This window comes from Rathayibacter sp. AY1C7 (assembly GCF_002931865.1).
Classification (GTDB): Bacteria; Actinomycetota; Actinomycetes; order Actinomycetales; family Microbacteriaceae; genus Rathayibacter.
In genome coordinates this window covers 56,951-78,778 of record NZ_PSWB01000016.1, presented here as the reverse complement: position 1 = coordinate 78,778, position 21,828 = coordinate 56,951, and the positions used below count along the sequence as shown (strand labels likewise).

Below are 21,828 nucleotides of genomic sequence, written 5' to 3'. Positions count from 1 at the left end.
GCTCATGGGGGACCGTTCTCGAGGGGGAGGACGGTGGGGGAGCCGTCGGTGCTGACGCTAGGGGAGCGGCGCCCCGGATGACCCCGAACGGGTGACCCCAGAACGGGCCGGATGTGCGCGACGGCAGCGGATCCGGTCGTCCGGCGGCGGAACCGTCTGGAAGGCGAGCGTCCTCTCAGCCGCCTGCCACCGGCACGATCCGCAGCCGGCTCATCGCCCAGACCAGCGCCCCCGACGCGAGGAACGCGACCGCGATCCCGACGACGAACACCGACACCTGCCCGTACCCGGTCGCGGGATCCAGGAACGGATAGGGCACCCAGCCGTCCGTCGCTCCGCGGATCAGCACCACGACGAGCCAGACGATCGGGTAGACCACGACCAGCCAGAGCCTCCGCCACGGCAGCGGAGGGCGATCCGCGAGCAGCAGCCAGTCGAGCAGTCCGTAGACGGGGAACAGCACGTGCATGACGGTGTTGGCCCACGGCAGCGCCACTCCGCCCGCCACATCGGTGAGGAGGGTGTTGTAGACGAGGCCGACGATGATGATGTACCCGGTGAAGGCACCCCTCACCAGCACGAGCCCGCCGGGCGCGGGACGGCGGCGGAGCGCGAGCACGGCGGTGGCTCCGAGCACGACGGCCAGCACGATGTTGCTCTGGATGGTGAAGAAGCCGAAGAAGTTGAACGGGTTCAGCGGCGTCCGAGAGGCGGTGTCGACGGCCGTCGCGATCACGGCCACCAGAACGGCGGCGGCCACGAGGAGGCGGAGGAGCGCGACCGGCACGCGGGCCGACTCCGCCCGGGAGGAGGGAGCGGGCGGCGTCATCGCTCGAGCGTAGCGCCGGAGCGCCTACCCTGTCCCCGTGCTCACGATCGGTGTCGACCTCGCTGCGGAGCCGGTGCGCACCGCTCTCGCCGCCATCGAGTTCTCCGGCGGCCGGGCCGTCGTCCGCTCGCTCGTACTCGGCGCCGAGGACGCGACGATCGTCGAGGCGTCACGGGACGCGGCGGTCATCGGGATCGACTGCGCGTTCGGCTGGCCGGTGGAGTTCGCGGCGTTCGTCTCCGCGCACACGCGACGGGAGGTCTCGCCGCGGACGCTCGCGGGACGCGACTGGCGCCGCCGCCTCGCGTACCGCGAGACGGACCGGGTGGCGCGCGAGGTCACCGGCCGCTGGCCGCTCAGCGTCTCGACCGACCGGCTCGGGATGACCGCGATGCGCTGCGCGGAGCTGCTCGACGCCTTCGCCGCGAGCGGGGAGGACGTCGACCGCTCCGGGCGCGGACGGCTCGTCGAGGCGTACCCGGCGGCGGCGCTGCGGCTCTGGGGAGTGGACACCACGGGGTACAAGACGCGACCGGAGGCCGTGGCGCTCGCCGTGGAGTCGCTGCGACGGGCCGCGCCCTGGCTCGATGTGCCGGCGCCCGCGCTCGCGCTGATGATCCGCTCCGACGACGCGTTCGACGCCGTCGTCGCCGCTCTCAACGCCCGCGCCCACGCCCTGGGCGCGACCCTGCCGGTGCCTCCCGAACTGCAGGAGGCGGCGGAGGCCGAGGGGTGGATCGCGGTCCCGACCGGATCGCTCGCGGAGCTCGCGGGCTGATCCGAACCGTTCCGACGGGTGTGCGCTCAGGCCGGGATCTTCGCCCCCAGCAGGCCGGCGGCGACCTCGGCGGCCCGCTCGGCCTCCTCGACGGTCGAGAAGGGTCCGGTGGGGACGAGGGAGGGCGCGGTGGTCAGTCGGGTGTCGATCTCGAGTCGGAACCGGGGCAGCTCCGCCCCGGGAACGACGACGATCCTGACTCCGTTCCGGCTCCATCGCGCGGGTTGGATAGAAGAAATCTGTGTCATGGTGCTCTCCGCTTTCGCGATCATCCGCACGGGTGGCTGACGCCTCGACCGTGCACGCTTCACGCTACGTCCGGTGCCCGTCTCTCCGAACGGGCTTGACCTCTCAGGCTCGTCGGGCGTAGCGCGTCACTGCAGTCGGTCGAGGGTGTCGCTGATCCGCCGCAGGCACTCGATGAGGACCGACACCTGCACGGTGTCCAGGTCGGCGAGCACCTCGCCCTCGGCGGCGACGAGATTGCGCATCGCCTCGTCGACCCGCTTCGTGCCCCGCGGGGTGAGCGAGACGATCTTGCTGCGCGAGTCGGCGGCGTTCTGCTCGCGGACCACGAGCCCGCGGGCCCCGAGGCGGTCGACGCGGCTGGCGAGGTTGCCGCTGGACAGCGCGAGGTGCGTGGCCAGGGCCGAGGGCGTCATCCCGCCCTCCCCGCGCTGCCGCAGCAGCGAGAGGAGCTCGAACTCCCACGGGGCGAGATCGCTGACGGCGAAGGACTGCCGCCGCACCTCCTGCACGCGCGGGCTGAGCCGGCGGAGGCGGGAGACGACGTCCAGAGGCGCGAAATCGAGGTCGGGCAGGGCCCCGGCCCACGCGTCGATCACCAGATCGACATCGTCGTCTTCGCGCATGCCCCGATTATCCCCGGACGGCGCGGGCGCCGACGACGGGTGGTCCGGGGAGGCCGGCGGGCCTAGCCTGTGCGGACGGCGGGCGGACCGGTCAGGCGCGGGCGGCCCGGACGTAGGCGACGATCGCGTTGGCGTGGCCGTGGCCCAGGCCGTGCTCGGTCTTCAGCCAGGTGACGACCTGCATGTGCGGCTCGGAGCGCAGACGCTCGTCGGCGAGGTCCAGCCAGTCCTGGACGGGACGGTCGTAGGTCTTCTCGATGCTCGGGAAGTACGAGGCCGGTCCCTTCGGCTTCGCACCGTCGGCGGGCGGTTCGGGAGCGAGCACGCGGTCGGTCATGCGGTCACGATAGCGAGCCGCGGTCAGGTCGTGTAGGCCGAGGGGTCGAACCGGCCGAGCTCCTCGCGGAAGGCGAAGGCGAAGTCGGGCCAGAGCAGGGTGAGTCGCCGGTTGTCGTCCAGGTACCAGCTCTCGCAGCCGCCGTTGGTCCAGACGGTGTCGGCGCTGAGGGCGTCGAGGCGGGCGACGGAGGCGGCCTCGGCCTCGGCGGTGACCTCGAGCCGGTCGGCGCCGGAGACCGCGAGGTGGTCGAGCGCGGCGAGCACGTAGGCGATCTGCGTCTCGATCATGTGCACCGCGGAGTTGTGGCCGAGGCTCGCGTTGGGGCCGTTGACGACGAAGAGGCTCGGGAACCCGTGGACCGCGGTCGACTCGTAGGCGACCATGCCGTCGGCCCAGCGGTCGGCGAGGAGGACGCCGCCGCGGCCGCGGATGCGCCGGGCGAAGGGCGGCCGCGTGGAGTGGAAGCCGGTCGCGAAGACGAGCACGTCGACCCTGTGCGGGACGCCGTCGTCGCCGAGCGCGGCGCCCTCCTCGATGCGCCGGAGCGGACCGGGGACGACGCGGACGTGCGGCTGCGCGAGAGCGGGGTAGTAGTCGTCCGAGAGGAGCACGCGCTTGCAGCCGATCTCGTAGTCCGGAGTCAGCACGGCGCGGAGCGCGGGATCGATGATCTGCGCCTCGAGGTGGCCGAGCGCCTCCGCCCGCAGCCGATCGATGGCCTCGGGCACGGCGACGCGGCCGGCGAAGCCGAGCTCGGCGCGCCAGAACAGCTCCTCGCGGAGCCTCGCGAGGGCCCCGGGCGCGCGGGAGAGGGTTCGGCGCTCCTCCGGCGGGTACGGGCGGTTCCGGCGGGGGACGACGTACGGGGCCGAGCGCTGGAAGAGCACCACCTCGGCGGCGCGCTCGGCGAGGTGCGGCACGATCTGCACGGCGGAGGCTCCCGAGCCGACGATGCCGACGCGCTTCCCGTTGAGGTCGACGTCGTCCCTCCAGCGGGCGGAATGGAAGGCGGGACCCGCGAACGAATCCAGGCCCGGGACGGCCGGGAGGCGGGGCTCGGAGAGGCGCCCCGCGCAGACGAGGAGGACCGCGGCGGAGTAGTCGCCCCGGGAGGTGCGCACCCGCCAGCGGTGCGCCTCCTCGTCGAAGACCGCCTCGAGCACCTCGGTCCCCAGCCGGAGCCGGGGCGCCAGGCCCTCCTTCTCGACGACGCGCTCGAGGTAGGACTGGATCTCGGCCCCGGGGGCGTAGAACGCCGACCAGTCGGCCTCGGGGGCGAAGGAGTAGGAGTAGAGGTGCGAGGGGATGTCGCAGGAGACTCCGGGGTAGACGTTGTCCCGCCAGGTCCCGCCGATCCGCTCGGCGCGCTCCAGCACGACGAACGAGGTCCCGCCGCGGCGCTCCAGGCGGACCGCGGCTCCGAGCCCGGCGAACCCGGCGCCGATCACGACGACGTCGACGTCCATCAGACCGTCGTCCTCGCCAGGACGCTGCCCGCCGGGTCGCGGTGCGGATCGGCGAGGAAGTGCTCGAGGACGGCGAGGAGCTCGGCGGGCCGCTCGGCGAGCACCGCGTGACCGGCGTCGAGGACGGCGTAGCGGGCGTCGTCGATCGCGCCGAGCAGGGCCTCGGCGCCCTCGACTCCGGCGACAGCGTCGGCGGAGCAGCCGACCACGAGGGTCGGAACCCGGCAGTCCGAGGCGGCCGCAGCGACGTCGGCCCGGGCGGAGGCGGCGAGCATCCTGGCGACGTCGGCGCCCCACGGGGAGGAGGCGGTGGCCGAGCGGACGGCGAGGAGCCGAGCGGCCTCCTCCTGCGCGTCGGGCGGGAGCATCGGCCAGAGGCGCGCCGCGCGGAGGAGGCGCTCCGTCGGCCGCAGCCATCCGGCCACGAGGGCGAGGGCGCGCACCCGCCGATCGCCCGCGGCGAGGGCCACGGCGGCTCCGAGCGAGTGGCCGATCAGGACGGCCTCGTCGGCGCCGAGCGCGTCCAGGGAGGCGCGGACCGCGGCGGGTCCGTCGAGCCAGGGGTCGCCGAGATCGGCGAGCTCGAGCGCGGCGACGCGGTGGCGCCGCGCCAGCATCGGCAGCAGCAGCCCGGTGTCGCTCCGCACGCCCCGGCCGACGCCGGTCAGCATCAGGACCGCGCGCGGGCTCCCGGCGCCCGCGGTCAGCAGCCGCACGGTGGCGCTGTCCGACTCGATCCGCTCCTCCCGGACCAGCTCGGCCTGGCGCCGCAGGTACTCGGAGCGGGTCATGACGCCCGGCGGGTCCCGCGGACCGGGAGGCGCATCCGCTGAGGACCCGCCGCTGCGACGGGCTCCGCCCGCAGCGCCCTCTCCGGCGCGACCACGCCGTACGTCGTGGTGCGCTGGCGCCAGCCGCGGCCGATCTCGCCGCTCAGCCGGGCGACGGTCGCGATGTCGAGCGAGCGGTAGGCCTCCGCTCCGGCCTCGGGCCGCAGGGCCCCGTCGAGCAGCAGGCCGCCGAGGTCGTCCGCCCCGCCGCGGAGGAGGACCTGCGCCGCGTGCAGTCCGAGCTTGGTCCAGGCGGTCTGCACGTGGGCGATCCGGCCGTGGAGGACGAGCCGTGCGACGGCGTGCACGGCGCGGGTCTCGCGGAGGGTCGGCCCGCCCCGGCTCGCGCGCACCACGGCCGGAGGCGCCTCCGCCGGGACGAAGGGCATCGCGATGAACTCGGTGAAGCCGCCCGTCTCGTCCTGGATCGCCGCGAGCGTGCGCAGGTGCGCGAGCTGCTGCTCGGGGGTCTCGACGTGTCCGTAGACCATGGTCGAGGTGGAGCGGAGGCCGCTGCGGTGCGCGGCCGTGATCGCCTCCCGCCACTCGGCCACGGTCGGGTCCGTCCCCTCGCTCAGGACGGCGCGGACGTCGTCGTCGAGGATGCGGGCGGCGGTCCCCGGGACGGAGTCCACGCCGGCCTCGCGCAGAGCGTCGAGCATCGCGGGCAGGGTTCGGCCCGTACGCCGGGCGACCTCGAGGATCTCGCCGGGCCGGTAGGCGTGCAGGTGCAGCGAGGGCTGCCGCTGCTTCAGCGTGCGGACGATCAGCAGCAGATCGTCGCCCGGGTGCTCCGGTCCGATCGCGCCCTGGAGGCAGAGCTCGGTGGCGCCGAGCGCGACCGCCTCGTCGGCGAGCTCCTCCAGCCGCTCGACGGTCAGCCCGCCGTCTCCCCAGAGGGAGGTGTCGATGTTGCGGTTGACGACGACCGAGACCTCGTCGCCGGCGGCGTCGTGCCGCAGGTCGTCCGCCAGAGCGGAGAGGGCGTCGAGGTCGTCGCCGTCGGCTGCGAGCAGGGCGAGGTAGTCGGCGTCCTCGAGACCGGCGGGGTCCGTCTCCGCCCGGGCGAGCACGGCGCCGAGGGCGGGCGCGACTGGTCGGGGCAGGGCGTCGAGCGAGTCGCGGTAGGGCCGGGGGAGGACCGCTGCCGCCTCGTCGGCGAGCCAGGTCCCGCGGTCGGCGAGCGCCTCGACGTAGGGAGCGACGCGCGGATCGATCCAGGTGGCCGAGTCGCGGAGGTACTGCGGGTGGGCGGTCAGCCGCTCGTGCAGCCGGTAGCCGGCCGTCGCGGTGAGCCGCGCGAGGTCGTCGATGTTCGGCCAGGGGCGCTCCGGATTCACGTGATCCGCCGTGAGCGGGCTGACACCGCCCCAGTCGTCGACCCCGGCGCGCAGCAGCAGCCCGAGCTCCTGCTCGTCGGTGAGGTTCGGCGGCGCCTGGATCGTCGCCTCGGCGCCCAGCACGAGGCGCGCGACCGCGACGTTGGCCACGTACTCCTGCAGCTCGAGGTCGACCTCGTTCTGCATGGCCGTCCGCGGCTTCGCGCGGAAGTTCTGGACGATGCACTCCTGCACGTGGCCCCACCGCTCGTGGGACTCGCGGATCGCGAAGAGGGCGTCCGCCCGCTCCGCCGCGTTCTCGCCGATGCCCAGCAGCACGCCGGTGGTGAAGGGGATGCGGCTGCGGCCCGCGTCCTCGAGCACGCGCAGGCGCAGCGCCGGGTCCTTGTCCGGGGAGCCGTAGTGCACGCCGCCCTTCTCGGACCAGAGGCGCTCGGCGGTCGTCTCGAGCATCATGCCCATCGAGGGCGCGACCGGGCGGAGCCGCTGCAGCTCGGCCCACGACATCACGCCGGGGTTCAGGTGCGTGACCATGCCCGTCTCGCTCATGACCAGGACGGCCATCGCGCGCACGTACTCGAGCGTCGAGGCGTAGCCGTGCTCGGCGAGCCAGGCGCGGGCGACCGGCCACCGGTCCTCCGGGCGGTCGCCGAGCGTGAACAGGGCCTCCTTGCAGCCGAGCGCGGCACCGGCGCGGGCGACCTCGAGGATCTCCTCCGGCTCCATGAAGGTCGACTCGCGCTTGGCCGCGAGCCCGCCCGGTGTCTCCACGAAGACGCAGTAGTGGCACCGGTCGCGGCAGAGCTTGGTCAGCGGGACGAAGACCTTCCGCGAGTAGGTGACGACGCCGGGCCGTCCGCGGCGGGCGAGTCCGTCGTCGCGCAGGCGGCCGGCGGCTTCCAGCAGCAGGTCGAGGTCGTCGCCGCGCGCGCCGAGGAGCTCCTCGGCGGTCTCGCGCGTCAGCGCCTCGCCGCGGTCGAGCCGGGCGAGCAGGGTGGCCGTGGTCATGCGGGAGCGGCCCTTCCGAAGGGGGTCGTGGCGGAGGCGGGAGGTCAGAGCGCGCGCAGCCGCGGCGCGAGGTCGCGCTCGAAGGCGTCGAAGAAGCGCTGCTGGTCGTCGCCCGGGGCGTGGAAGACCAGGTGGGTGAAGCCCGCGTCGACGTAGGGCTTGATCTGCGCGACCGTCTCCTCGGGGTCGGAGCCGACGATCCAGCGCTTCGCGACCTGCTCGATCGGCAGCTCGTCGGCGGCGCGCTCCATGTCGACCGGATCGGTCAGCGAGTGCTTCTGCTCCGGCGACAGCGAGAGCGGCGCCCAGAAGCGCGTGTTCTCGAGCGCGAGCGCCGGATCGGGATCGTAGGAGAGCTTGATCTCGATCATGCGGTCGATGGTCGAGGAGTCGCGATCGGCCGCCGCGGCGCCCTCCTCGACGGCGGGGAGCAGCTTCTCGGTGTAGAGCTCCATGCCCTTGCCCGACGTGCAGATGAAGCCGTCGCCCGCGCGGCCGGCGTACTTCGCGACGACGGGGCCGCCCGCCGCGATGTAGACCGGCACGCCGCTCTCGGGCTTGTCGTAGATCGACGCCTCGTGCGTGGAGTAGTACTCGCCGTCGAAGGTGACGCGGTCGCCCGCCCAGAGCGCGCGCATGAGCCGCACGGCCTCGCGCAGGCGGGCGAAGCGCTCCTTGAAGTCGGGCCAGGTCTGCTCGCCCGCGCCCTGGTAGCCGGTGGCGACCTCGTTCAGCGCCTCGCCGGTGCCGACGCCGAGCATGATCCGCTCGGGGTAGAGCACGCCGAGCGTGCCGAACGCCTGGGCGATGACGGCGGGATTGTAGCGGTAGTGCGGGGTCATCACGGAGGTGCCGAGGGTGATGGTGGAGGTGCGCTCACCGGCCGCGGCGAGCCAGGCGAGGGAGAACGGCGCGTGCCCGCCCGTGTGCCGCCACGGCTGGAAGTGGTCCGAGACGACCGCGGTCTCGAAGCCGTGCCGCTCTGCGCCGACCGCGAGCTCGACGAGCTCCCGGGCGCCGAACTGCTCCGCCGATGCCTTGTACCCGAGCGTGATCGTCATCTGCAGCCTTCATGAGAGGTGGGACGGCCCCCGGAGCGGGAGCGGCCCCTCCATTCTGCGCCCGCCGCGGCGCCCGGCGGGACGGGTGGACGCACCCGGGGGAGGCGTGCCCCGATCCCGTGCTGGGGAGGAGCGTCAGGCCGGCGGAGCGGCGGTGTTCACCATCCAGCCGACGCCGTAGCGGTCGACCAGCATCCCGAAGCGGTCGCCCCAGGGCGAGGCGACCAGCGGCTCGACGACCGTGCCGCCCTCGGCCAGGCCGTCCCAGTAGCCGCTCAGCTCGGCGTCGTCGTCGCCGAAGAGCGCGATCGTGATGCGGGCGCCGCTCTCGGCCGGGCTCGAGGAGGGGGAGTCGGAGCCCATCAGGATCATCCCGCTCGGCGTGACGAGCTGGGCGTGCATGATCCGGTCCTGGTCGGCCGGATCCGCGCTCATCCCGAAGTCGCCGAAGCGGCTGGAGCTGAGCTCGCCGCCGAGGACGTCCCGGTAGAACTCCATCGCCTCCTGCGCGGAGCCGTCGAAGCCGATGTAGGGGCTCAGTGAAGTGGGCACGGCACGCCTTTCCGTCGAGGTGCGCCCAGTATCTCCGCGTCCCGACGCGAGCACCAGGGGCGTCCTGCAGAAGGTCCGCCCCCGGTCCTCAGAGCTCGTCGCGGGTGGGCGGGTTCGCGCCGGAGCGGGAGGTCGTTATGCCGGCGACGTGCGCGGCGTGGCGGCCGATCGCGTGCAGGGCGGGGCCGTCGAGCAGCATCCCGTTCGCGGCGCCGAGGCCCTGGCGGAACGCCTCGTCGAGGATCGCGCCCATCGCGGAGTCACCGGCGCCGATCGTGTCCGCCACCACGATCCGGGCGGCGGGCACGGTCACCCGCGTGACGGCCGAGGCCAGCAGCAGTCCCTCCGCGCCGCGTGTGACGACCGCGAGCTGCGACCCGAGGGAGAGCAGCCGGCTGAGGACCTCGTCGAGCTGCATCGTCGGGTAGAGCCACTCCGCGTCCTCGTCGCTGAGCTTCACGACCTCGCACGCGGCGGCGATCCGCTCGAAGCGCGCGAGCGCCTCGGCGTGCGCGCCGACCAGAGCCGGGCGGATGTTCGCGTCGACGCTCGCCGTCACTCCGGCGGGCAGTGCCTCGAGGAGCTCGAGCACGGCGGATCCGCCCGGCTCGAGGAAGATCGCGATGGAACCGGTGTGGACGTGGGAGGCGCCCTCCGGGTCCGCCGCCGGCGGGTTCCAGGAGAGGTCGAAGACGTAGCGGGCCGACCCGTCCGCGGCGAGGACCGCCCGAGCGGTGCTGGTGCGCTCCGAGTCGCCGTGCCGGACCTCCACTCCGGAGGCCTCGAGGTGGGCGCTGATGCGGCGGCCGCGCTCGTCGTCGGCGATGTCGGTGACGAGGGTCGCGGGTCGCCCGAGTCGGGCGAGCGTGAGGGCGACGTTGGCCGGGGAGCCGCCGACGTGCTCCGTGGCGCTGCCGTCGCGCTCGACGATGTCGATCAGCGCTTCGCCGATGACCAGGGTGCGGGAAGCCGGGCTGACGCGCTCGTCGGTGGAGGACATGCCGACATCATGCCGGGTGACGGGGTCGCCCCGCGACGCGCGGGGCCGACCGGCGCAAGCGGCTCGCGTCCCGACCGCGGTCTCAGCCCCGGGCGCGCAGGTCCGCCAGCACCGCGTCCACGGTCGTGATCTCGATCAGCGGCGCGTACAGGGACATGGCGTCGAGCGCGCGCTGGTGGTCGGCCTCGGAGGCGCCCGCGCAGGCGTCCGCGGCGACCCTGACCCGCACTCCGGCGTCCGCGGCCGCCAGCGCCGTCGAGAGCACGCAGCAGTCGGTCGAGACGCCGGTGAGCACGAGCTCGCGGGAGTCGTCGAGCTCGGCCTCGAGCTCGGGCCCCCACTTGCCGAAGGTCGTGGCGGTGATCGTGCGGTGGCCCTCGAACCCGGCCACGAGCTCGTAGAGCCGGTCGCTCTCGGGGACGAGCGCGAACGGCCACTCGCGGTAGTAGGGGATCCACGCGCCGGCGGGCCGCTCCGGGGCGACGAAGCGGGTGGTCACGACCCGCTCGCCGAACGCCGGGAGGAGCCGGCGGGTCCCCTCGGCCGCGCGCTCGAATCCGCCGGATCCCCACGGCGACTCGGCGTCGGCGAAGACGTGCTGCAGGTCGATCGCGACGAGCAGGCTCACGCCGAGGCCTCCTGGCGGCGGACGGCCCCGCGCGAGAGGGCGAGCGTTCCCGCGAAGCCGATCACGAGCGCCACGAGGACGCCGAGGTTGGCGCCGGCCCAGTCGCCGTCGCGGCCGCCGAGCGGGCCGAGGAGGTAGCCCTCCCACTCGAACCCGGGGGAGTAGTTGACCACCAGGCCCCAGCCGACGACCGCGCCGATCAGCACGAGGGCCACGGGGACCGCCGAGACGCTGCCGTAGCGGCCGCGGGAGTCGTACAGGGCCTCCTGGTCGTAGTCGCGCCGGCGGAGGAGGAGGTCGGCGAGGAACACGCCGAGCCAGGCCGCGATCGGCACGCCGAGGGTGATCAGGAAGCCCTGGAACGGGCCGAGGAAGTCGCCCGCGACGAACACGACGTAGACCGCTCCGAGGACCATCAGCACGCCGTCGATCCCGGCGGCCACCGGCCGCGAGACCTTGAGCCCCGTGCTGAGCAGCGCCAGGCCCGAGGAGTAGATGTCCATCACGGCCCCGCCGATCAGGCCGAGCAGCGCGACGACGATGAAGGGGAGCAGGAACCAGGTCGGCAGGATCCCGGCGAGCGCTCCGATCGGGTCCGCGGCGATCGCGTCCGAGAGCTCCTGCGAGGAGCCGGCCAGCAGCAGGCCGACCACCACCAGCACGACAGGCGCGACCGCTCCGCCGATCGTCGTCCACGCGATCACTCCGCTCGTGCGGGCACCGCGGGGGAGGTAGCGGGAGTAGTCGGCCGCGGCGTTCACCCAGCCCAGCCCGAAGCCGGTCATCATGAACACGAGCCCGCCGATGACCGCGGCGGCCGAGCCCGCGGCAGGGCGCCGACGGCAGCGAGGTCGATCCGGTCGAGGACGAGCACGACGTAGACCACGGTCAGCACGGCGGTCGCGACGGTGATCGCGAGCTGGAGCCGCATGATCAGGCGGAAGCCCGCGATCCCGGCGATCACGATGAGCGCGGCGACCACGATCAGCGCGACCACCTTGGTGAGCACGCCCCCGTCCCAGCCGAACTCCTCGAACACCGTCGCCGTCGCGAGCACCGCGAGTGAGGCCAGCACCGTCTCCCAGCCCACCGTGAGCAGCCAGGAGATCACCGAGATCAGGCGGTTGCCGTCGACCCCGAAGGCCGCCCGGCTGAGCACCATCGTCGGGGCGGAGCCGCGCTTGCCGGCGACGGCGACCAGACCGCAGAAGAGGAACGAGACGACGATCCCGATCACGCTGACGAGCGTCGCCTGCCCGAAGGAGAGGCCGAAGCCGAGGAGGAAGGAGCCGTAGCTCAGCCCCAGCACGGACACGTTCGCGGCGAACCACGGCCAGAACAGGTCGCGAGGGCGGCCGTGCCGCTCCGACTCCTGGATCGTGTCGAGGCCGTTGAGCTCGATGCCGCCGGCGGGGCGGGTGCTCGGACGATCGGGGGAGGTCATCGCGTCCTCGTTCTCACGGGTGCCGGCCCTGCGCCGGAGCTGTGACGAACTTACAGCGCCCCGCGCTCGAACAGCAGCCGGAGCGATTCGAGGTCGTCCGCGACCCGCGCGCAGTCCTCGTCCCAGTCGTCGAGGCTCATCCCGGGGCGCCGCCGCACGGTGAAGGCCACCTCGGCGCCGTTCCCGTTCACGAGTACCCGGAGCGGATTGTCCACCACCGTCCCGTCGGGGAGCGTGACCTCGTGGTCCGCGACGCCGAACGGGTTCTGCGGGGCGAAGCGCACCTCGACCCGGCCCATCGGCGAGTCGGCGAACCAGCGTCCGTCGACCTGCTCGAGCGCGGAGGAGGCGAGGCCCGCGGCCCACCGCGGGAGGTTCGCCGGGTCGGAGACGAAGGCGTACACCTCCGCGGCCGGAGCCTCGATCACGACGCCCACGGGGCGCGATTCGTACAGGGTCATCCGCTCGTCCTTCCTTTGCAGCCGGTCAGTGCTCGTCGCCGAAGCTGGCGACCAGCAGCGCGGCCAGCGCCGTCCGCTCCAGCATGCCCTCGATGCCGATCGCCTCGCTGCGCGCGTGCGCCCCCTCGCCCGGGGCGCCGAGCCCGTCGAGGACCGGCAGGCCCAGCGCGGCGACGAGGTTGCCGTCGCTCGCCCCGCCGACCGCGATCTCGCGGAGGGGGACGTCGATCCGCTTCGCGACCCGCTCGGCCCTGCGGTAGAGCGCGGCGACGGAGGCGGTCCGCTCGAAGACGGGGCGCTCCCAGGAGCCGCGCACCTCCAGCCGGATGCGCGGGTCGGCGGCGGCGAGCGCGTCGAGCTCGGCCTCGACGCGGGCGGCCTCGGCGGATCCGCGGATCCGCGCCTCCAGCTCCAGGCGCACGCGGGCCGTCGTCACGTTGACCCGCGAGCCGCCGGAGACCACTCCGATGTTGACCGAGGTGCCCTCCTCCTCCCGCGCGATCGCCAGCACCCGCGGGATCAGCGAGCCGAGCTCGTGGATCGCGCTCGCCCCCTTCTCCGGCTCGACCCCGGCGTGCGCCTCGACCCCGACCACGTCGATCACGAAGCGCCCGATGCCCTTGCGCGCCGTCTTGACCGCGTCGCCGATCGCGCCCTCGAACACCAGGACCGCGTCGGCGCCCGCGCACTGCCGCTCCAGGAACGGGCGGGAGGCGGCGCTGCCGATCTCCTCGTCCCCGCTCATCACCAGGCGGACGGCCGGATGCGGGACGCCGGCGTGGCGGAGCGCGGCCACCAGCCACACCATCTGCACCAGCCCGGCCTTCATGTCGTAGCTGCCCGGGCCGCTCAGGCGGTCGCCGTCGACGGCGAAGGGCCAGGAGCGGGTCGTGCCCAGGGGCCACACCGTGTCGTAGTGGCCGAGCAGCGCCACGAACGGACGCGTGCCCCGGTGCGGTCTCGCGCCGCCGCTCGCCGGGAAGGTCCAGCTGGTCGCGGTCGGCGCGTCCTGCGCACGCCGGTGCTGCACGTCGGCGTCGTGCCCGAGCCGCTCTCCCACCCAGTGCACCAGGAAGGCGTGCAGCTCGCCGAGCGCCTCGAGGGAGTCGCTGGGGCTCTCGATCATCACGAGGTGCCGGACGTCGTCGAGCATCCGCGAGCGGTTGTCGCGGAGGAAGGAGCGCACGCGGGCGGCGTCGTCGGCATCGGGGAAGGTCATCGACTCCGGAGTACCAGAGTGCGGCCGCTCGCGCGAACCGGCTGAACCGTTCGGGCCCCCGTTACGTTGGTGCAGGAAGAGGTGGAGATGTCCGAGGATCAGGCCCAGATGCTGCGTGCGCTGCACGACGAGCACGCCAGCGCGCTCTGGCGGTTCGTGCTGCGCCTGACCGGCGACCGCCAGATGGCGGAGGACGTCGTGCAGGAGGCGCTGCTGCGCGCCTGGAAGCACCCCGAGATCCTCGCCCAGGGCGAGGCCGCCGCCCGCTCCTGGCTCTACACCGTGGCCCGGAACCTCGTCATCGACGACCGCCGCAGCGCCCGCTACGCCCGGGAGCTGGGCACGGACGAGGTCCCCGAGCGCCCGACCGCCGACCGCACCGACCAGGTGCTCGACGCCTGGCTGCTCTCGGACGCGCTCAGCGGACTGAGCCACGACCACCGCGCCGTCATCGTGCACGCCTACTACGGCGGCCGCACGGTCACCGAGATCGCCGCGCTCCTGGGGATCGCCCCGGGCACCGTCAAGTCTCGGATGCACTACGGGATGCGGGCCCTCAAGCTCGCACTGCAGGAGCGGGGGGTGACGGAGCTGTGAACCGCGACCCCTCCTCCGACGACCGGCACGACGACCCCTTCCGCGACTGGGACGCCGCGTACCTCCTCGGATCCCTGACCGCTGCCGACCGCCGCGAGTACGAGCTGCACCTGCGCGCCTGCCCCGGCTGCCGCGAGTCCCTCGCCGAGTTCGTCCCGCTGCCGGGCCTGCTGGCCCACCTGCCCCAGGACGAGGCGATGCGCCTGGTCGAGGAGCCGGAGGCGGCCGGCGATCCGGCTCCGGCGGCACTGCTGACCCGCCTCGCCGCGGCCACCGACTCCGTCCGCCGCCGCACCCGGCTGCGCATCGCGGGCCTGGTGCTCGCCGCCGCGGGCGTCTCGGCCGCCGCCGCCGTCGCCCTGCCGCTCGCGATCGGTCCGTCCCTCGCCCCCGTCGAGACCGTCGGCTCGACCGTCTCGCTCGCCGCGGCTCCGGGCGTCCCCGTCGAGGCCTCCGTGCGGTTCGTACCGCAGCAGTGGGGCACGCGGATCGACATGGACTGCAGCTGGGCCGACACGGCCGAGCAGTACGCGGGCTCGGCCGGCTACGTCCTCTACGTCACGGACACCTCGGGCGGCACCGAGGCCGTCGGATCGTGGACGAGCGCGCCGGGGACGACGATGGAGCCCAGCCTCGCCACCGGGCTCCCGCTGTCCGAGATCGCCTCGGTCGAGGTGCGGCTGCAGGGATCGGACACCGTCGTGCTCACCGGCCGCCCCTGAGCGGGCCGCCGGATTCCCAGGTGCGCGCTCGGCGGACTGAGTAGCTTCTCAGTCATGACGATCGCGACCCTCGCCCTCGCCCCCGCCTCCGTGGCGACCGCCTCCTCCTCCGACAGCATCGACGAGCTCTCCGGACTCGTCGGCGTCGCCGCGCGGGTGATCGCCGCGCTCGGTGAGGCGGGCGTCGGCCTGCTGACGCTGATCGAGACGGTGTTCCCGCCGATCCCGAGCGAGCTCGTGCTGCCGCTGGCCGGCTTCCTCGCCCAGCAGGGCCGGATGAACCTGGTGCTGGTCGTGATCACGGCGACCCTCGGCGCCTACCTCGGCGGCCTGATCCTCTACGCGCTCGGCCACCGCATCGGCACGGAGCGCTCGATCCGCCTGCTCTCCAAGCTCCCGCTGGTCGACCGCGAGGACTTCGAGAAGGCGGTCGGCTGGTTCCGCCGGCACGGCACCTGGGCGGTCCTCTTCGGTCGCCTCATCCCGGGCGTGCGCAGCCTCATCTCGCTCCCCGCGGGGGCCGAGCGGATGAACCTGCTGCTGTTCTCGGGACTGACGATCCTCGGCTCCGGCGTCTGGAACGGCCTGCTGATCGGCCTCGGCGCGGCCCTCGGCACGCAGTACGAGCTCGTCGACCAGTACGCGGGCGTGCTCGACGCGATCATCTACAGCGCGTTCGGCGTGCTGCTGCTCGCGCTCGTGGTGCGCCGCGTGCGGCGGCACCGTGCCGCGGCGCGCACCGGATCGCGCCACTGACCTGCGTCCACGGGCGGGCGGGCGCAAGGCCCCGCGCCACCTCGCCCCGGTGCCCTAACGTTCGAGGGGTCCGCACTCCCCGACGCGAAGGAACGCCATGTCCGAGACCGCCGCGCCCACGATGTCCCGCACCTCCGTCGAGCGCTGGTGGATCATCGCCGTCTCGCTGATCGCGATCGTGCTCGGCGTCATCGCCGTCCTGATCCCCGGTCCGACGCTGCTGACCGTCGCCATCGTCTTCGGCATCCACCTGATCGCCGCGGGCGTCTTCCGCCTGCTGCTGGCCTTCACCGCCTCGCGGCTCGATGCCCGGGTACGCTGGCTCGCGGGACTGCTCGGCGCCCTGATCCTGGTCGCGGGCATCCTGTGCCTGTCGAACCCGTTCGAGTCGCTGAGCGTCCTGGGCCTCGTGATCGGCGCGGGCTGGATCCTCGACGGCGTCTCGAGCATCACCAGCGGCCGCACCGTCGCCGGCCCCGCGTGGCTGCCGATCGCGGCAGGGATCGCCTCGGTCATCGCGGGCGTCCTGACGATCATCATGCCCGTGCTGGCGCTGGCCTCCTTCGTCACGGTCGCGGCCATCCTGCTGATCGTCGTGGGCGTCTCGGGCCTGCTCCTGCTCCCGGGCCGCACGAAGCGCCCCGAGGGCGCCGAGGCGTAGACCGCGCGGATGGCCGATCCCGATCTCGTCCCCGAGCTGCTCGTCGCCGACCTCGACCGGAGCCTGGGATTCTGGTGCGGTCCCTGCGGGTTCCGGATCCACTACGCCCGGCCCGAGGAGGGCTTCGCGTACCTGGTCCTCGGCTCCGCGCACGTGATGCTCGAAGAGGCGGGGCGGGGCCGCAACTGGATCGCGGCACCGCTGGAGCGCCCGTTCGGCCGGGGGATGAACCTGCAGCTGCACGTCGACGACGCCGACCGGACGGCAGCGGCGCTCGCCGAGGCCGGGACGCCGCTGTTCTCGCCGCTCGAGACCCGCTGGTACCGGGTCGGAGCGGAGGAGGCGGGCGTCCGTCAGCTGGTGGTGGCCGATCCGGACGGGTACCTGCTGCGGTTCCAGTCGTCGCTCGGACGCCGACCGGCTCGAGCGGACGTCCCCGTCGCTCCCTGACCGGCCGACCGCGCCACCATCCGCTCGGCTCAGGACGTCATGCCAGCGAGTGACGACCGTGACACCGCGCGGCTGGTTCCCTCGATACATGACGCAGCACCCCGCCACCGCGACCCTCCCGCAGGTCCCGGCCGCCGCCCTCTCCGAGCCCGCGATCGAGCAGGCCGCCTCTGCGGAGCACGAGCCCCTCGTCCGTCCGGCAGACCTGGTGTCGGCGCTCACGGGCGTCGCGCTCTGCTTCTTCTCCCTCTTCGTCTACGCCATCGCGCAGTGGCAGTACTTCGGCACGGACGTCGACGAGGTGAGCGTCCTCGGCTGGCTCGCGCCGCTGATCGCCGGCGTCGCCTGCCTGCTGTCGGCCGTCGTGTCCGTCGGGGTCCGCGCCTCCGGGCGCCGCGCCGAGCGGACCGCGGCATGATCCCCGTCCTCGCCGGGCCCGGCCTCGAGGCCGCGGAGCAGCTCCTCGTCCGCGCCGGCTGCCTCCGCCCCGAGCACCCGTGGGCGGCCGGTGCCGCCACGGAGGCCGCGCCGCGGATCGACTTCGCCGTCCTCGCCGAGCAGGCGTGCCTTCTCGACCTCTCGGAGGAGGCGGTCGCGCGCATCGCCGTGTCGCTCGCCACCGGCCGTCCCGTCGATCTGCGGAGCGCCTTCGGGCATCTCACCCGTGACCACGCCCGGCTCGTCATGACCGCTGTCGCCGCGGCCGCCGGGCACGACCGCGTGAGCAGCCGGATCCGCGTGGTCGGCGACGAGCGCCGGGTCGAGACGGCGCCGCCCCTGGCCGTCTGGCCCTCCTGAGCCCCCCGCCCGCCCCGATCGGGCGGACGCGCTCGCCGATCCGACCCTGGGCTCCGCGTTCCTCCGATGCTCCGGCCCGGTGAGCCGTACGGAGGTGCCGTGCCGCCGACCCGCGTCGCTACGGCCTTTCGGAGGTGCCCGGTTTAGGGTATCCGTGTGCAACGAGTCGACGATTTCCCAGGAGCCGGACCGGTGGCGACCTCACCCGAATCCGGTGACCAGGGGGAGGCGTCCGCGCATCGGCTCTCCCCGACGGCGACCTCTCCCGTGCAGGTGACGAGCGGCGAGGCCGGCTACCAGGGCGGCAACGTGGCCGATCCGGTGTGGCAGTCGTGGCGCGACGAGCTCGCCAAGGTCGGCGGTCCGTCGCCCCTGCTCCACTTCGTGGACTCGCCCCGGACGCGCATCGAGCTCTCGACCACGCACCCCGGCGGGCTGCCCCCGTTCATCTCGGGCAAGACGACGCTCCTCTCCTCGCTCATCCGCGACGAGCTCGCCCTGCGCACCGCGAAGAACGCCGCGGGTGCGATCACCGACAAGGGGATCGAGCTGCGCTCGGTCCGCGGCATCGAGGGCGTCCACCTCGCCATCGGCCTCGCCCAGTGGCGCGCCGGCGACACGGAGTTCACCGCACCCGTGCTCCTGCGCCCGCTCGCCATCCGCCGCTACGGCCGCGACTTCGAGCTCAAGCTCAAGGGCCAGCCCTACTTCAACCCGCAGCTCGCGCGTGCCCTCAAGCAGCAGTTCGGCATCACGATCGACCCCGAGCAGTTCGTCGAGCTGGCCGTGCAGAACGGCGTCTTCAAGCCGCAGCCGGTCATCGACCAGCTGCGCGGCCTGACCTCGCACCTGCCGTGGTTCGCCGTGCACCCGCGCCTCGTGGTCTCGAGCTTCGCCGACGTGGCGGGCGACATGCTCCGCGACGCCCGGATGCTCGAGCACCCGGTCCTCGACGCCGTCGCCGGGAACCCGGCCGCCAAGCGGGCGCTGCAGCAGTCGCAGAAGGTGGCGTCGATCATCCCGCAGGACGAGCGTCCTCCGGCGACCGACAACCTCCTCCTCGACGCGGACGCCGAGCAGGAGCAGGTGATCGCGAACATCGCGGCCGGCAACTCGCTCGTCGTGAAGACCCTTCCCGGCACGGGCGGCACCCAGACCATCGTCAACGCGATCGGCGCCCTGGCCGCCCAGCACAAGCGCGTGCTGGTCGTCAGCGCCCGCCGGTCGAGCCTCGACAGCATCCACCAGCGCCTGCTCTCGGCGGGCCTGGGCGGCATCGCGGTCGGGCCCCGCACGCTCCGCCGCGACCTCATCCAGTCGATCGGCCGCAACGAGAAGGCCGCGCGCCCCTCCGTCAGCGAGATCGACGACGCCCTGCTCCGGCTGCGGAAGGTGCTGCTCGACTACCGCGGCGCGCTCTCCCGGCGCGACGAGAGCTTCGGCGTCTCGGCGCTGCAGGCCCTCGAGGAGCTCGCCCGCCTCTCGCAGCTGCGGACGCCCCCGTCGACCGCCGCCCGCCTCGACCGCCGCTCCGTCACCGCTCTCGCGCACAGCCGCCCCGAGGCGACCCGGATGCTGATCGAGTCGGCGCGCCTGGGCGAGTTCCGCTACGGCCCGGGCGACTCGCCCTGGTACGGGGCCCAGTTCGACTCCACCGCCGACGCCGAGATCGCCCACGAGCTGGCCAAGCGCCTGCACCTGCGCGACCTGCCCCGCCTGCTCGACCGCGCCCAGGACGTCATCGGCCAGACGCGGATGCGCCCGTTCGAGTCGGTCGCCGAGCTCGGCATCTACCTGCGCCTGCTGCAGGACGTCCGCGAGACGCTGGACAAGTTCCAGCCGGCCGTCTTCGACCGCTCGATCCAGGACCTCATCGTCGCCACCTCGCCGCGCCGCGAGGCAGCCGAGATGTCGTCCACCAACCGCCGGCGCCTGAAGAAGCTCGCCCGCGAGTACCTGCGTCCCGGCGCGCACGTCACCGACCTGAACGCGGCGCTCCGCCGGGTGCAGCAGCAGCGGACGCTGTGGCAGCGCTACGCGGTCGCCGGCACGATCCCCGAGGTCCCGGTCGGCGTCGCCGACGTGCAGGTGGCCTACCAGCAGGTGACCGACCAGCTGAGCCGTCTCGACGAGCCGCTCGGCCGACGCGGGACGAACCTGCAGCTCGCCTCGCTCCCTCTCGCCGAGCTGGCCTCGATGGTGTCCGGCCTCGCCGAGGACAGCGAGGTGCTCGCCAACCTCCAAGAGCGGACGACCCTCCTCGCCACCCTGCGCGACTGGGGCCTGGACCCGCTGCTCACCGATCTCTCGCGCCGCCACGTGCCGGCCGAGCTGGTCGCGGGCGAGCTGGACCTGGCCTGGTGGCGCTCGGCGCTCGAGATCATGCTGACCGACGAGCGTGCGCTGCTCGGCGGCAACACGAGCGTGCTCGACCGGCTCGAGGCTGACTTCAAGCTCGTCGACGAGGCGCACGCCGCCTCGAGCGCCGAGCTGCTGGCCTGGAAGCTCTCCGAGACCTGGAAGATCGGGCTCGTCGACTGGCCGCAGGAGCGCGACGCGCTGCGCGCGCTGCTGCGCACCGAGGCGGCGACGACCCCTCAGGAGCTGCAGAAGGCCGCTCCTCACCTCTCGCGCGTGCTCGCTCCGGCCTGGCTCGCCTCGCCGTACGAGGTGCACCGCATCGGCACCGAGACGACCTTCGACGCGGTGTTCCTCGTCGACGCCGGGGCGACCACGCTGGCCGAGAACGTCGGAGCGATCCGCCGGGCCAAGCAGGTCGTCGCGTTCGGCGACCCGGTCACGCAGACCCCCACTCCCTTCGGCCTGCGCGTCGACGAGACGCCGGAGTTCGGCTCCACCGCCTCGCGGACCGACGTGGAGGCGCTGCACGCCCAGTCGGCGCTCGCCCGACTCGGCGAGCTGCTCAACACCGTCACGCTCACCCGCAGCTACCGCGCGGGCGGCGAGGACCTGGCCGAGCTGGTCAACCGCCGCTTCTACGGCGGCCGCATCGACTCGCTGCCCTGGGCCGGCTCGTTCCTCGGACACGACTCGCTCCGCTTCCACTACATCGCGAGCGGGCACGGCATGCCCGAGAACGACTCCGGAGCCGTCGAGTCCGTCGACGCCGAGGTCGCGAAGGTGGTCGAGCTGGTGCTCGAGCACGCGGTGATCCGTCCGCGCGAGTCGCTGATGGTCATCACCGCGAGTCCTCGCCACGCCGTGCGGGTGCAGCAGGCGGTGCTGACGGCCTTCGCCAAGCGCACCGATCTGAGCGACTTCATCCTCGGCGATCGGCCCGAGCCCTTCGCCGTCGTGACTCTGGAGCAGTCGGTCGCGCAGAGCCGCGACCGCGTCATCTTCTCGATCGGCTACGGCCGGACGCCCCACGGCCGCCTGCTGTCGAACTTCGGCGCGCTCGCGGAGCCGGGCGGAGAGCGTCTGCTAGCGGTCGGGATGACCCGTGCCCGCCGCTCGATGGACATCGTCTCGTGCTTCCGCCCGGGCGACATCGACGAGTCGCGCATGCGCTACGGCATGGTCGCGCTCGCGCAGGTGCTGCAGGAGGCGGAGGACCGCGTCCAGCCGAGCGACCGCGACGATTACTCGGAGCCGATGCTGGTGGATCTCGCCGCGCGCCTCGAGCGCCGTGGACTCCGGGTCAACATCGGGCACAAGGGCAAGCTGGCCCTCGTCGCCGCGCACGGGACCCGTGCCGTGGTGGTCGAGACCGACCGCGACGTGAGCACGCAGAGCCTGCGCGTGTCGCTGCGCCTGCGTCCGGAGCTGCTGCGCCGGCTGGGCTGGCACTACCTGCGGGTGCACAACTTCGAGCTGTTCGCCGACCCCGAGGCCGTGGCCGCGCGGGTGGCCGGGCTGATCGGTGCGACCGCGGGGGAGGAGCAGACCCCTGCTCCCGCCGCCGGCGAGGCTCCTGCTGCTCCCGCCGCTCCTGCCGCCGCCGCTCCGGCGTCGGGGGAGACGCAGCCCGTCGAGCCGCTGCCGCACGACTGATC

22 protein-coding genes and 1 pseudogene are annotated in these 21,828 nt (G+C 73.6%); 9 read left to right on the top strand and 14 right to left on the bottom strand.

Annotation, left to right across the window (positions count from 1 at the left end):
• Positions 1 to 175: 175 nt before the first annotated feature.
• Entirely contained in the window at positions 176 to 829 is a 654-nt protein-coding gene (locus C5C69_RS10220; RefSeq protein ID WP_104232876.1) for a Pr6Pr family membrane protein, read from the bottom strand.
• 37 nt (positions 830 to 866) lie between these two features.
• Here C5C69_RS10220 and C5C69_RS10215 point away from each other — a divergent pair, with 37 nt between their 5' ends.
• Positions 867 to 1,607, top strand: coding sequence for a DUF429 domain-containing protein (locus C5C69_RS10215; protein ID WP_104232875.1), 741 nt, complete (start codon positions 867 to 869; stop codon positions 1,605 to 1,607).
• A 26-nt stretch (positions 1,608 to 1,633) separates the two neighbouring features.
• Here the strand turns inward: C5C69_RS10215 and C5C69_RS10210 are convergent, their stop codons facing one another.
• The 13 genes and pseudogenes from C5C69_RS10210 to C5C69_RS10150 all read right to left on the bottom strand — a co-directional run bounded on the left by C5C69_RS10210 (position 1,634) and on the right by C5C69_RS10150 (position 13,828).
• Positions 1,634 to 1,855: a hypothetical protein gene (locus tag C5C69_RS10210; protein WP_146080878.1), complete on the bottom strand. Its 222-nt coding sequence runs from the start codon at positions 1,853 to 1,855 to the stop codon at positions 1,634 to 1,636.
• 126 nt (positions 1,856 to 1,981) lie between these two features.
• Positions 1,982 to 2,479, bottom strand: a complete 498-nt coding sequence (locus C5C69_RS10205; protein WP_104232873.1) for a MarR family winged helix-turn-helix transcriptional regulator — start codon at positions 2,477 to 2,479, stop codon at positions 1,982 to 1,984.
• Between the two features lie 91 nt (positions 2,480 to 2,570).
• Positions 2,571 to 2,816: a DUF4287 domain-containing protein gene (locus C5C69_RS10200; protein WP_104232872.1), complete on the bottom strand. Its 246-nt coding sequence runs from the start codon at positions 2,814 to 2,816 to the stop codon at positions 2,571 to 2,573.
• 23 nt (positions 2,817 to 2,839) lie between these two features.
• Positions 2,840 to 4,285: an NAD(P)/FAD-dependent oxidoreductase gene (locus C5C69_RS10195; RefSeq protein ID WP_104232871.1), complete on the bottom strand. Its 1,446-nt coding sequence runs from the start codon at positions 4,283 to 4,285 to the stop codon at positions 2,840 to 2,842.
• The gene (locus C5C69_RS10190) at positions 4,285 to 5,076 is read right to left on the bottom strand and encodes an alpha/beta fold hydrolase (protein ID WP_104232870.1); all 792 of its coding nucleotides are present in this window, start codon (positions 5,074 to 5,076) and stop codon (positions 4,285 to 4,287) included. The genes C5C69_RS10195 and C5C69_RS10190 overlap by 1 nt, the downstream gene beginning before the upstream one ends.
• Positions 5,073 to 7,463: a 7,8-didemethyl-8-hydroxy-5-deazariboflavin synthase CofG gene (cofG, locus tag C5C69_RS10185; RefSeq protein WP_104232869.1), complete on the bottom strand. Its 2,391-nt coding sequence runs from the start codon at positions 7,461 to 7,463 to the stop codon at positions 5,073 to 5,075. The genes C5C69_RS10190 and cofG overlap by 4 nt, the downstream gene beginning before the upstream one ends.
• A gap of 44 nt (positions 7,464 to 7,507) precedes the next feature.
• Positions 7,508 to 8,524, bottom strand: a complete 1,017-nt coding sequence (fgd, locus tag C5C69_RS10180; protein ID WP_181067747.1) for a glucose-6-phosphate dehydrogenase (coenzyme-F420) — start codon at positions 8,522 to 8,524, stop codon at positions 7,508 to 7,510.
• Positions 8,525 to 8,659: 135 nt separating this feature from the next.
• Positions 8,660 to 9,076 carry a VOC family protein gene (locus tag C5C69_RS10175; RefSeq protein ID WP_104232868.1) on the bottom strand — a complete coding sequence of 139 codons (417 nt, stop codon included), beginning with the start codon at positions 9,074 to 9,076 and terminating at the stop codon, positions 8,660 to 8,662.
• A gap of 88 nt (positions 9,077 to 9,164) precedes the next feature.
• Entirely contained in the window at positions 9,165 to 10,076 is a 912-nt protein-coding gene (locus C5C69_RS10170) for a carbohydrate kinase (RefSeq protein ID WP_104232867.1), read from the bottom strand.
• Positions 10,077 to 10,158: 82 nt separating this feature from the next.
• Positions 10,159 to 10,704, bottom strand: coding sequence for a cysteine hydrolase family protein (locus C5C69_RS10165; RefSeq protein ID WP_104232866.1), 546 nt, complete (start codon positions 10,702 to 10,704; stop codon positions 10,159 to 10,161).
• Positions 10,701 to 12,148, bottom strand: a pseudogene (locus C5C69_RS10160) (purine-cytosine permease family protein). Before C5C69_RS10160 ends, C5C69_RS10165 begins: the two are co-directional and overlap by 4 nt.
• 50 nt (positions 12,149 to 12,198) lie before the next feature.
• A complete protein-coding gene (locus C5C69_RS10155; RefSeq protein ID WP_104225068.1) occupies positions 12,199 to 12,609 on the bottom strand; it encodes an SRPBCC family protein in 411 nt (136 codons plus the stop codon).
• A 25-nt stretch (positions 12,610 to 12,634) separates the two neighbouring features.
• Positions 12,635 to 13,828 (bottom strand): M20/M25/M40 family metallo-hydrolase, encoded by a 1,194-nt coding sequence (locus C5C69_RS10150; RefSeq protein ID WP_104232864.1) that lies wholly within the window; start codon positions 13,826 to 13,828, stop codon positions 12,635 to 12,637.
• 87 nt (positions 13,829 to 13,915) lie between these two features.
• Between C5C69_RS10150 and C5C69_RS10145 the strand changes: the two genes are divergently transcribed.
• From C5C69_RS10145 to C5C69_RS10110, 8 genes are all read left to right on the top strand, one after another.
• Positions 13,916 to 14,425: a sigma-70 family RNA polymerase sigma factor gene (locus C5C69_RS10145; protein ID WP_104225070.1), complete on the top strand. Its 510-nt coding sequence runs from the start codon at positions 13,916 to 13,918 to the stop codon at positions 14,423 to 14,425.
• The gene (locus C5C69_RS10140) at positions 14,422 to 15,147 is read left to right on the top strand and encodes an anti-sigma factor (protein WP_104232863.1); all 726 of its coding nucleotides are present in this window, start codon (positions 14,422 to 14,424) and stop codon (positions 15,145 to 15,147) included. The genes C5C69_RS10145 and C5C69_RS10140 overlap by 4 nt, the downstream gene beginning before the upstream one ends.
• A gap of 54 nt (positions 15,148 to 15,201) precedes the next feature.
• Entirely contained in the window at positions 15,202 to 15,903 is a 702-nt protein-coding gene (locus C5C69_RS10135) for a DedA family protein (protein WP_104225072.1), read from the top strand.
• A gap of 97 nt (positions 15,904 to 16,000) precedes the next feature.
• On the top strand, positions 16,001 to 16,564 hold the full coding sequence (locus C5C69_RS10130; RefSeq protein WP_104232862.1) for an HdeD family acid-resistance protein: 564 nt from the start codon (positions 16,001 to 16,003) through the stop codon (positions 16,562 to 16,564).
• Between the two features lie 9 nt (positions 16,565 to 16,573).
• Entirely contained in the window at positions 16,574 to 17,014 is a 441-nt protein-coding gene (locus C5C69_RS10125) for a VOC family protein (protein ID WP_104232861.1), read from the top strand.
• Positions 17,015 to 17,102: 88 nt separating this feature from the next.
• Positions 17,103 to 17,432 (top strand): hypothetical protein, encoded by a 330-nt coding sequence (locus C5C69_RS10120; protein WP_104232860.1) that lies wholly within the window; start codon positions 17,103 to 17,105, stop codon positions 17,430 to 17,432.
• Positions 17,429 to 17,812 carry a hypothetical protein gene (locus C5C69_RS10115; protein ID WP_104232859.1) on the top strand — a complete coding sequence of 128 codons (384 nt, stop codon included), beginning with the start codon at positions 17,429 to 17,431 and terminating at the stop codon, positions 17,810 to 17,812. Before C5C69_RS10120 ends, C5C69_RS10115 begins: the two co-directional genes overlap by 4 nt.
• A gap of 192 nt (positions 17,813 to 18,004) precedes the next feature.
• Complete coding sequence (locus C5C69_RS10110) at positions 18,005 to 21,826, top strand: DEAD/DEAH box helicase (RefSeq protein WP_374953575.1); 3,822 nt, start codon at positions 18,005 to 18,007, stop codon at positions 21,824 to 21,826.
• The last annotated feature ends 2 nt before the right edge of the window (positions 21,827 to 21,828 follow it).

What these genes read in the sequence shown, in the direction of transcription:
- C5C69_RS10220 (WP_104232876.1), bottom strand. Translation starts at nt 829, where the DNA reads ATGACGCCGCCCGCTCCCTCCTCCCGGGCGGAGTCGGCCCGCGTGCCG.
- C5C69_RS10210 (WP_146080878.1), bottom strand. Translation starts at nt 1,855, where the DNA reads ATGACACAGATTTCTTCTATCCAACCCGCGCGATGGAGCCGGAACGGA.
- C5C69_RS10205 (WP_104232873.1), bottom strand. Translation starts at nt 2,479, where the DNA reads ATGCGCGAAGACGACGATGTCGATCTGGTGATCGACGCGTGGGCCGGG.
- C5C69_RS10200 (WP_104232872.1), bottom strand. Translation starts at nt 2,816, where the DNA reads ATGACCGACCGCGTGCTCGCTCCCGAACCGCCCGCCGACGGTGCGAAG.
- C5C69_RS10195 (WP_104232871.1), bottom strand. Translation starts at nt 4,285, where the DNA reads ATGGACGTCGACGTCGTCGTGATCGGCGCCGGGTTCGCCGGGCTCGGA.
- C5C69_RS10190 (WP_104232870.1), bottom strand. Translation starts at nt 5,076, where the DNA reads ATGACCCGCTCCGAGTACCTGCGGCGCCAGGCCGAGCTGGTCCGGGAG.
- cofG (WP_104232869.1), bottom strand. Translation starts at nt 7,463, where the DNA reads ATGACCACGGCCACCCTGCTCGCCCGGCTCGACCGCGGCGAGGCGCTG.
- fgd (WP_181067747.1), bottom strand. Translation starts at nt 8,524, where the DNA reads ATGACGATCACGCTCGGGTACAAGGCATCGGCGGAGCAGTTCGGCGCC.
- C5C69_RS10170 (WP_104232867.1), bottom strand. Translation starts at nt 10,076, where the DNA reads ATGTCCTCCACCGACGAGCGCGTCAGCCCGGCTTCCCGCACCCTGGTC.
- C5C69_RS10155 (WP_104225068.1), bottom strand. Translation starts at nt 12,609, where the DNA reads ATGACCCTGTACGAATCGCGCCCCGTGGGCGTCGTGATCGAGGCTCCG.
- C5C69_RS10150 (WP_104232864.1), bottom strand. Translation starts at nt 13,828, where the DNA reads ATGACCTTCCCCGATGCCGACGACGCCGCCCGCGTGCGCTCCTTCCTC.
- C5C69_RS10145 (WP_104225070.1), top strand. Translation starts at nt 13,916, where the DNA reads ATGTCCGAGGATCAGGCCCAGATGCTGCGTGCGCTGCACGACGAGCAC.
- C5C69_RS10135 (WP_104225072.1), top strand. Translation starts at nt 15,202, where the DNA reads ATGACGATCGCGACCCTCGCCCTCGCCCCCGCCTCCGTGGCGACCGCC.
- C5C69_RS10130 (WP_104232862.1), top strand. Translation starts at nt 16,001, where the DNA reads ATGTCCGAGACCGCCGCGCCCACGATGTCCCGCACCTCCGTCGAGCGC.
- C5C69_RS10125 (WP_104232861.1), top strand. Translation starts at nt 16,574, where the DNA reads ATGGCCGATCCCGATCTCGTCCCCGAGCTGCTCGTCGCCGACCTCGAC.
- C5C69_RS10120 (WP_104232860.1), top strand. Translation starts at nt 17,103, where the DNA reads ATGACGCAGCACCCCGCCACCGCGACCCTCCCGCAGGTCCCGGCCGCC.
- C5C69_RS10115 (WP_104232859.1), top strand. Translation starts at nt 17,429, where the DNA reads ATGATCCCCGTCCTCGCCGGGCCCGGCCTCGAGGCCGCGGAGCAGCTC.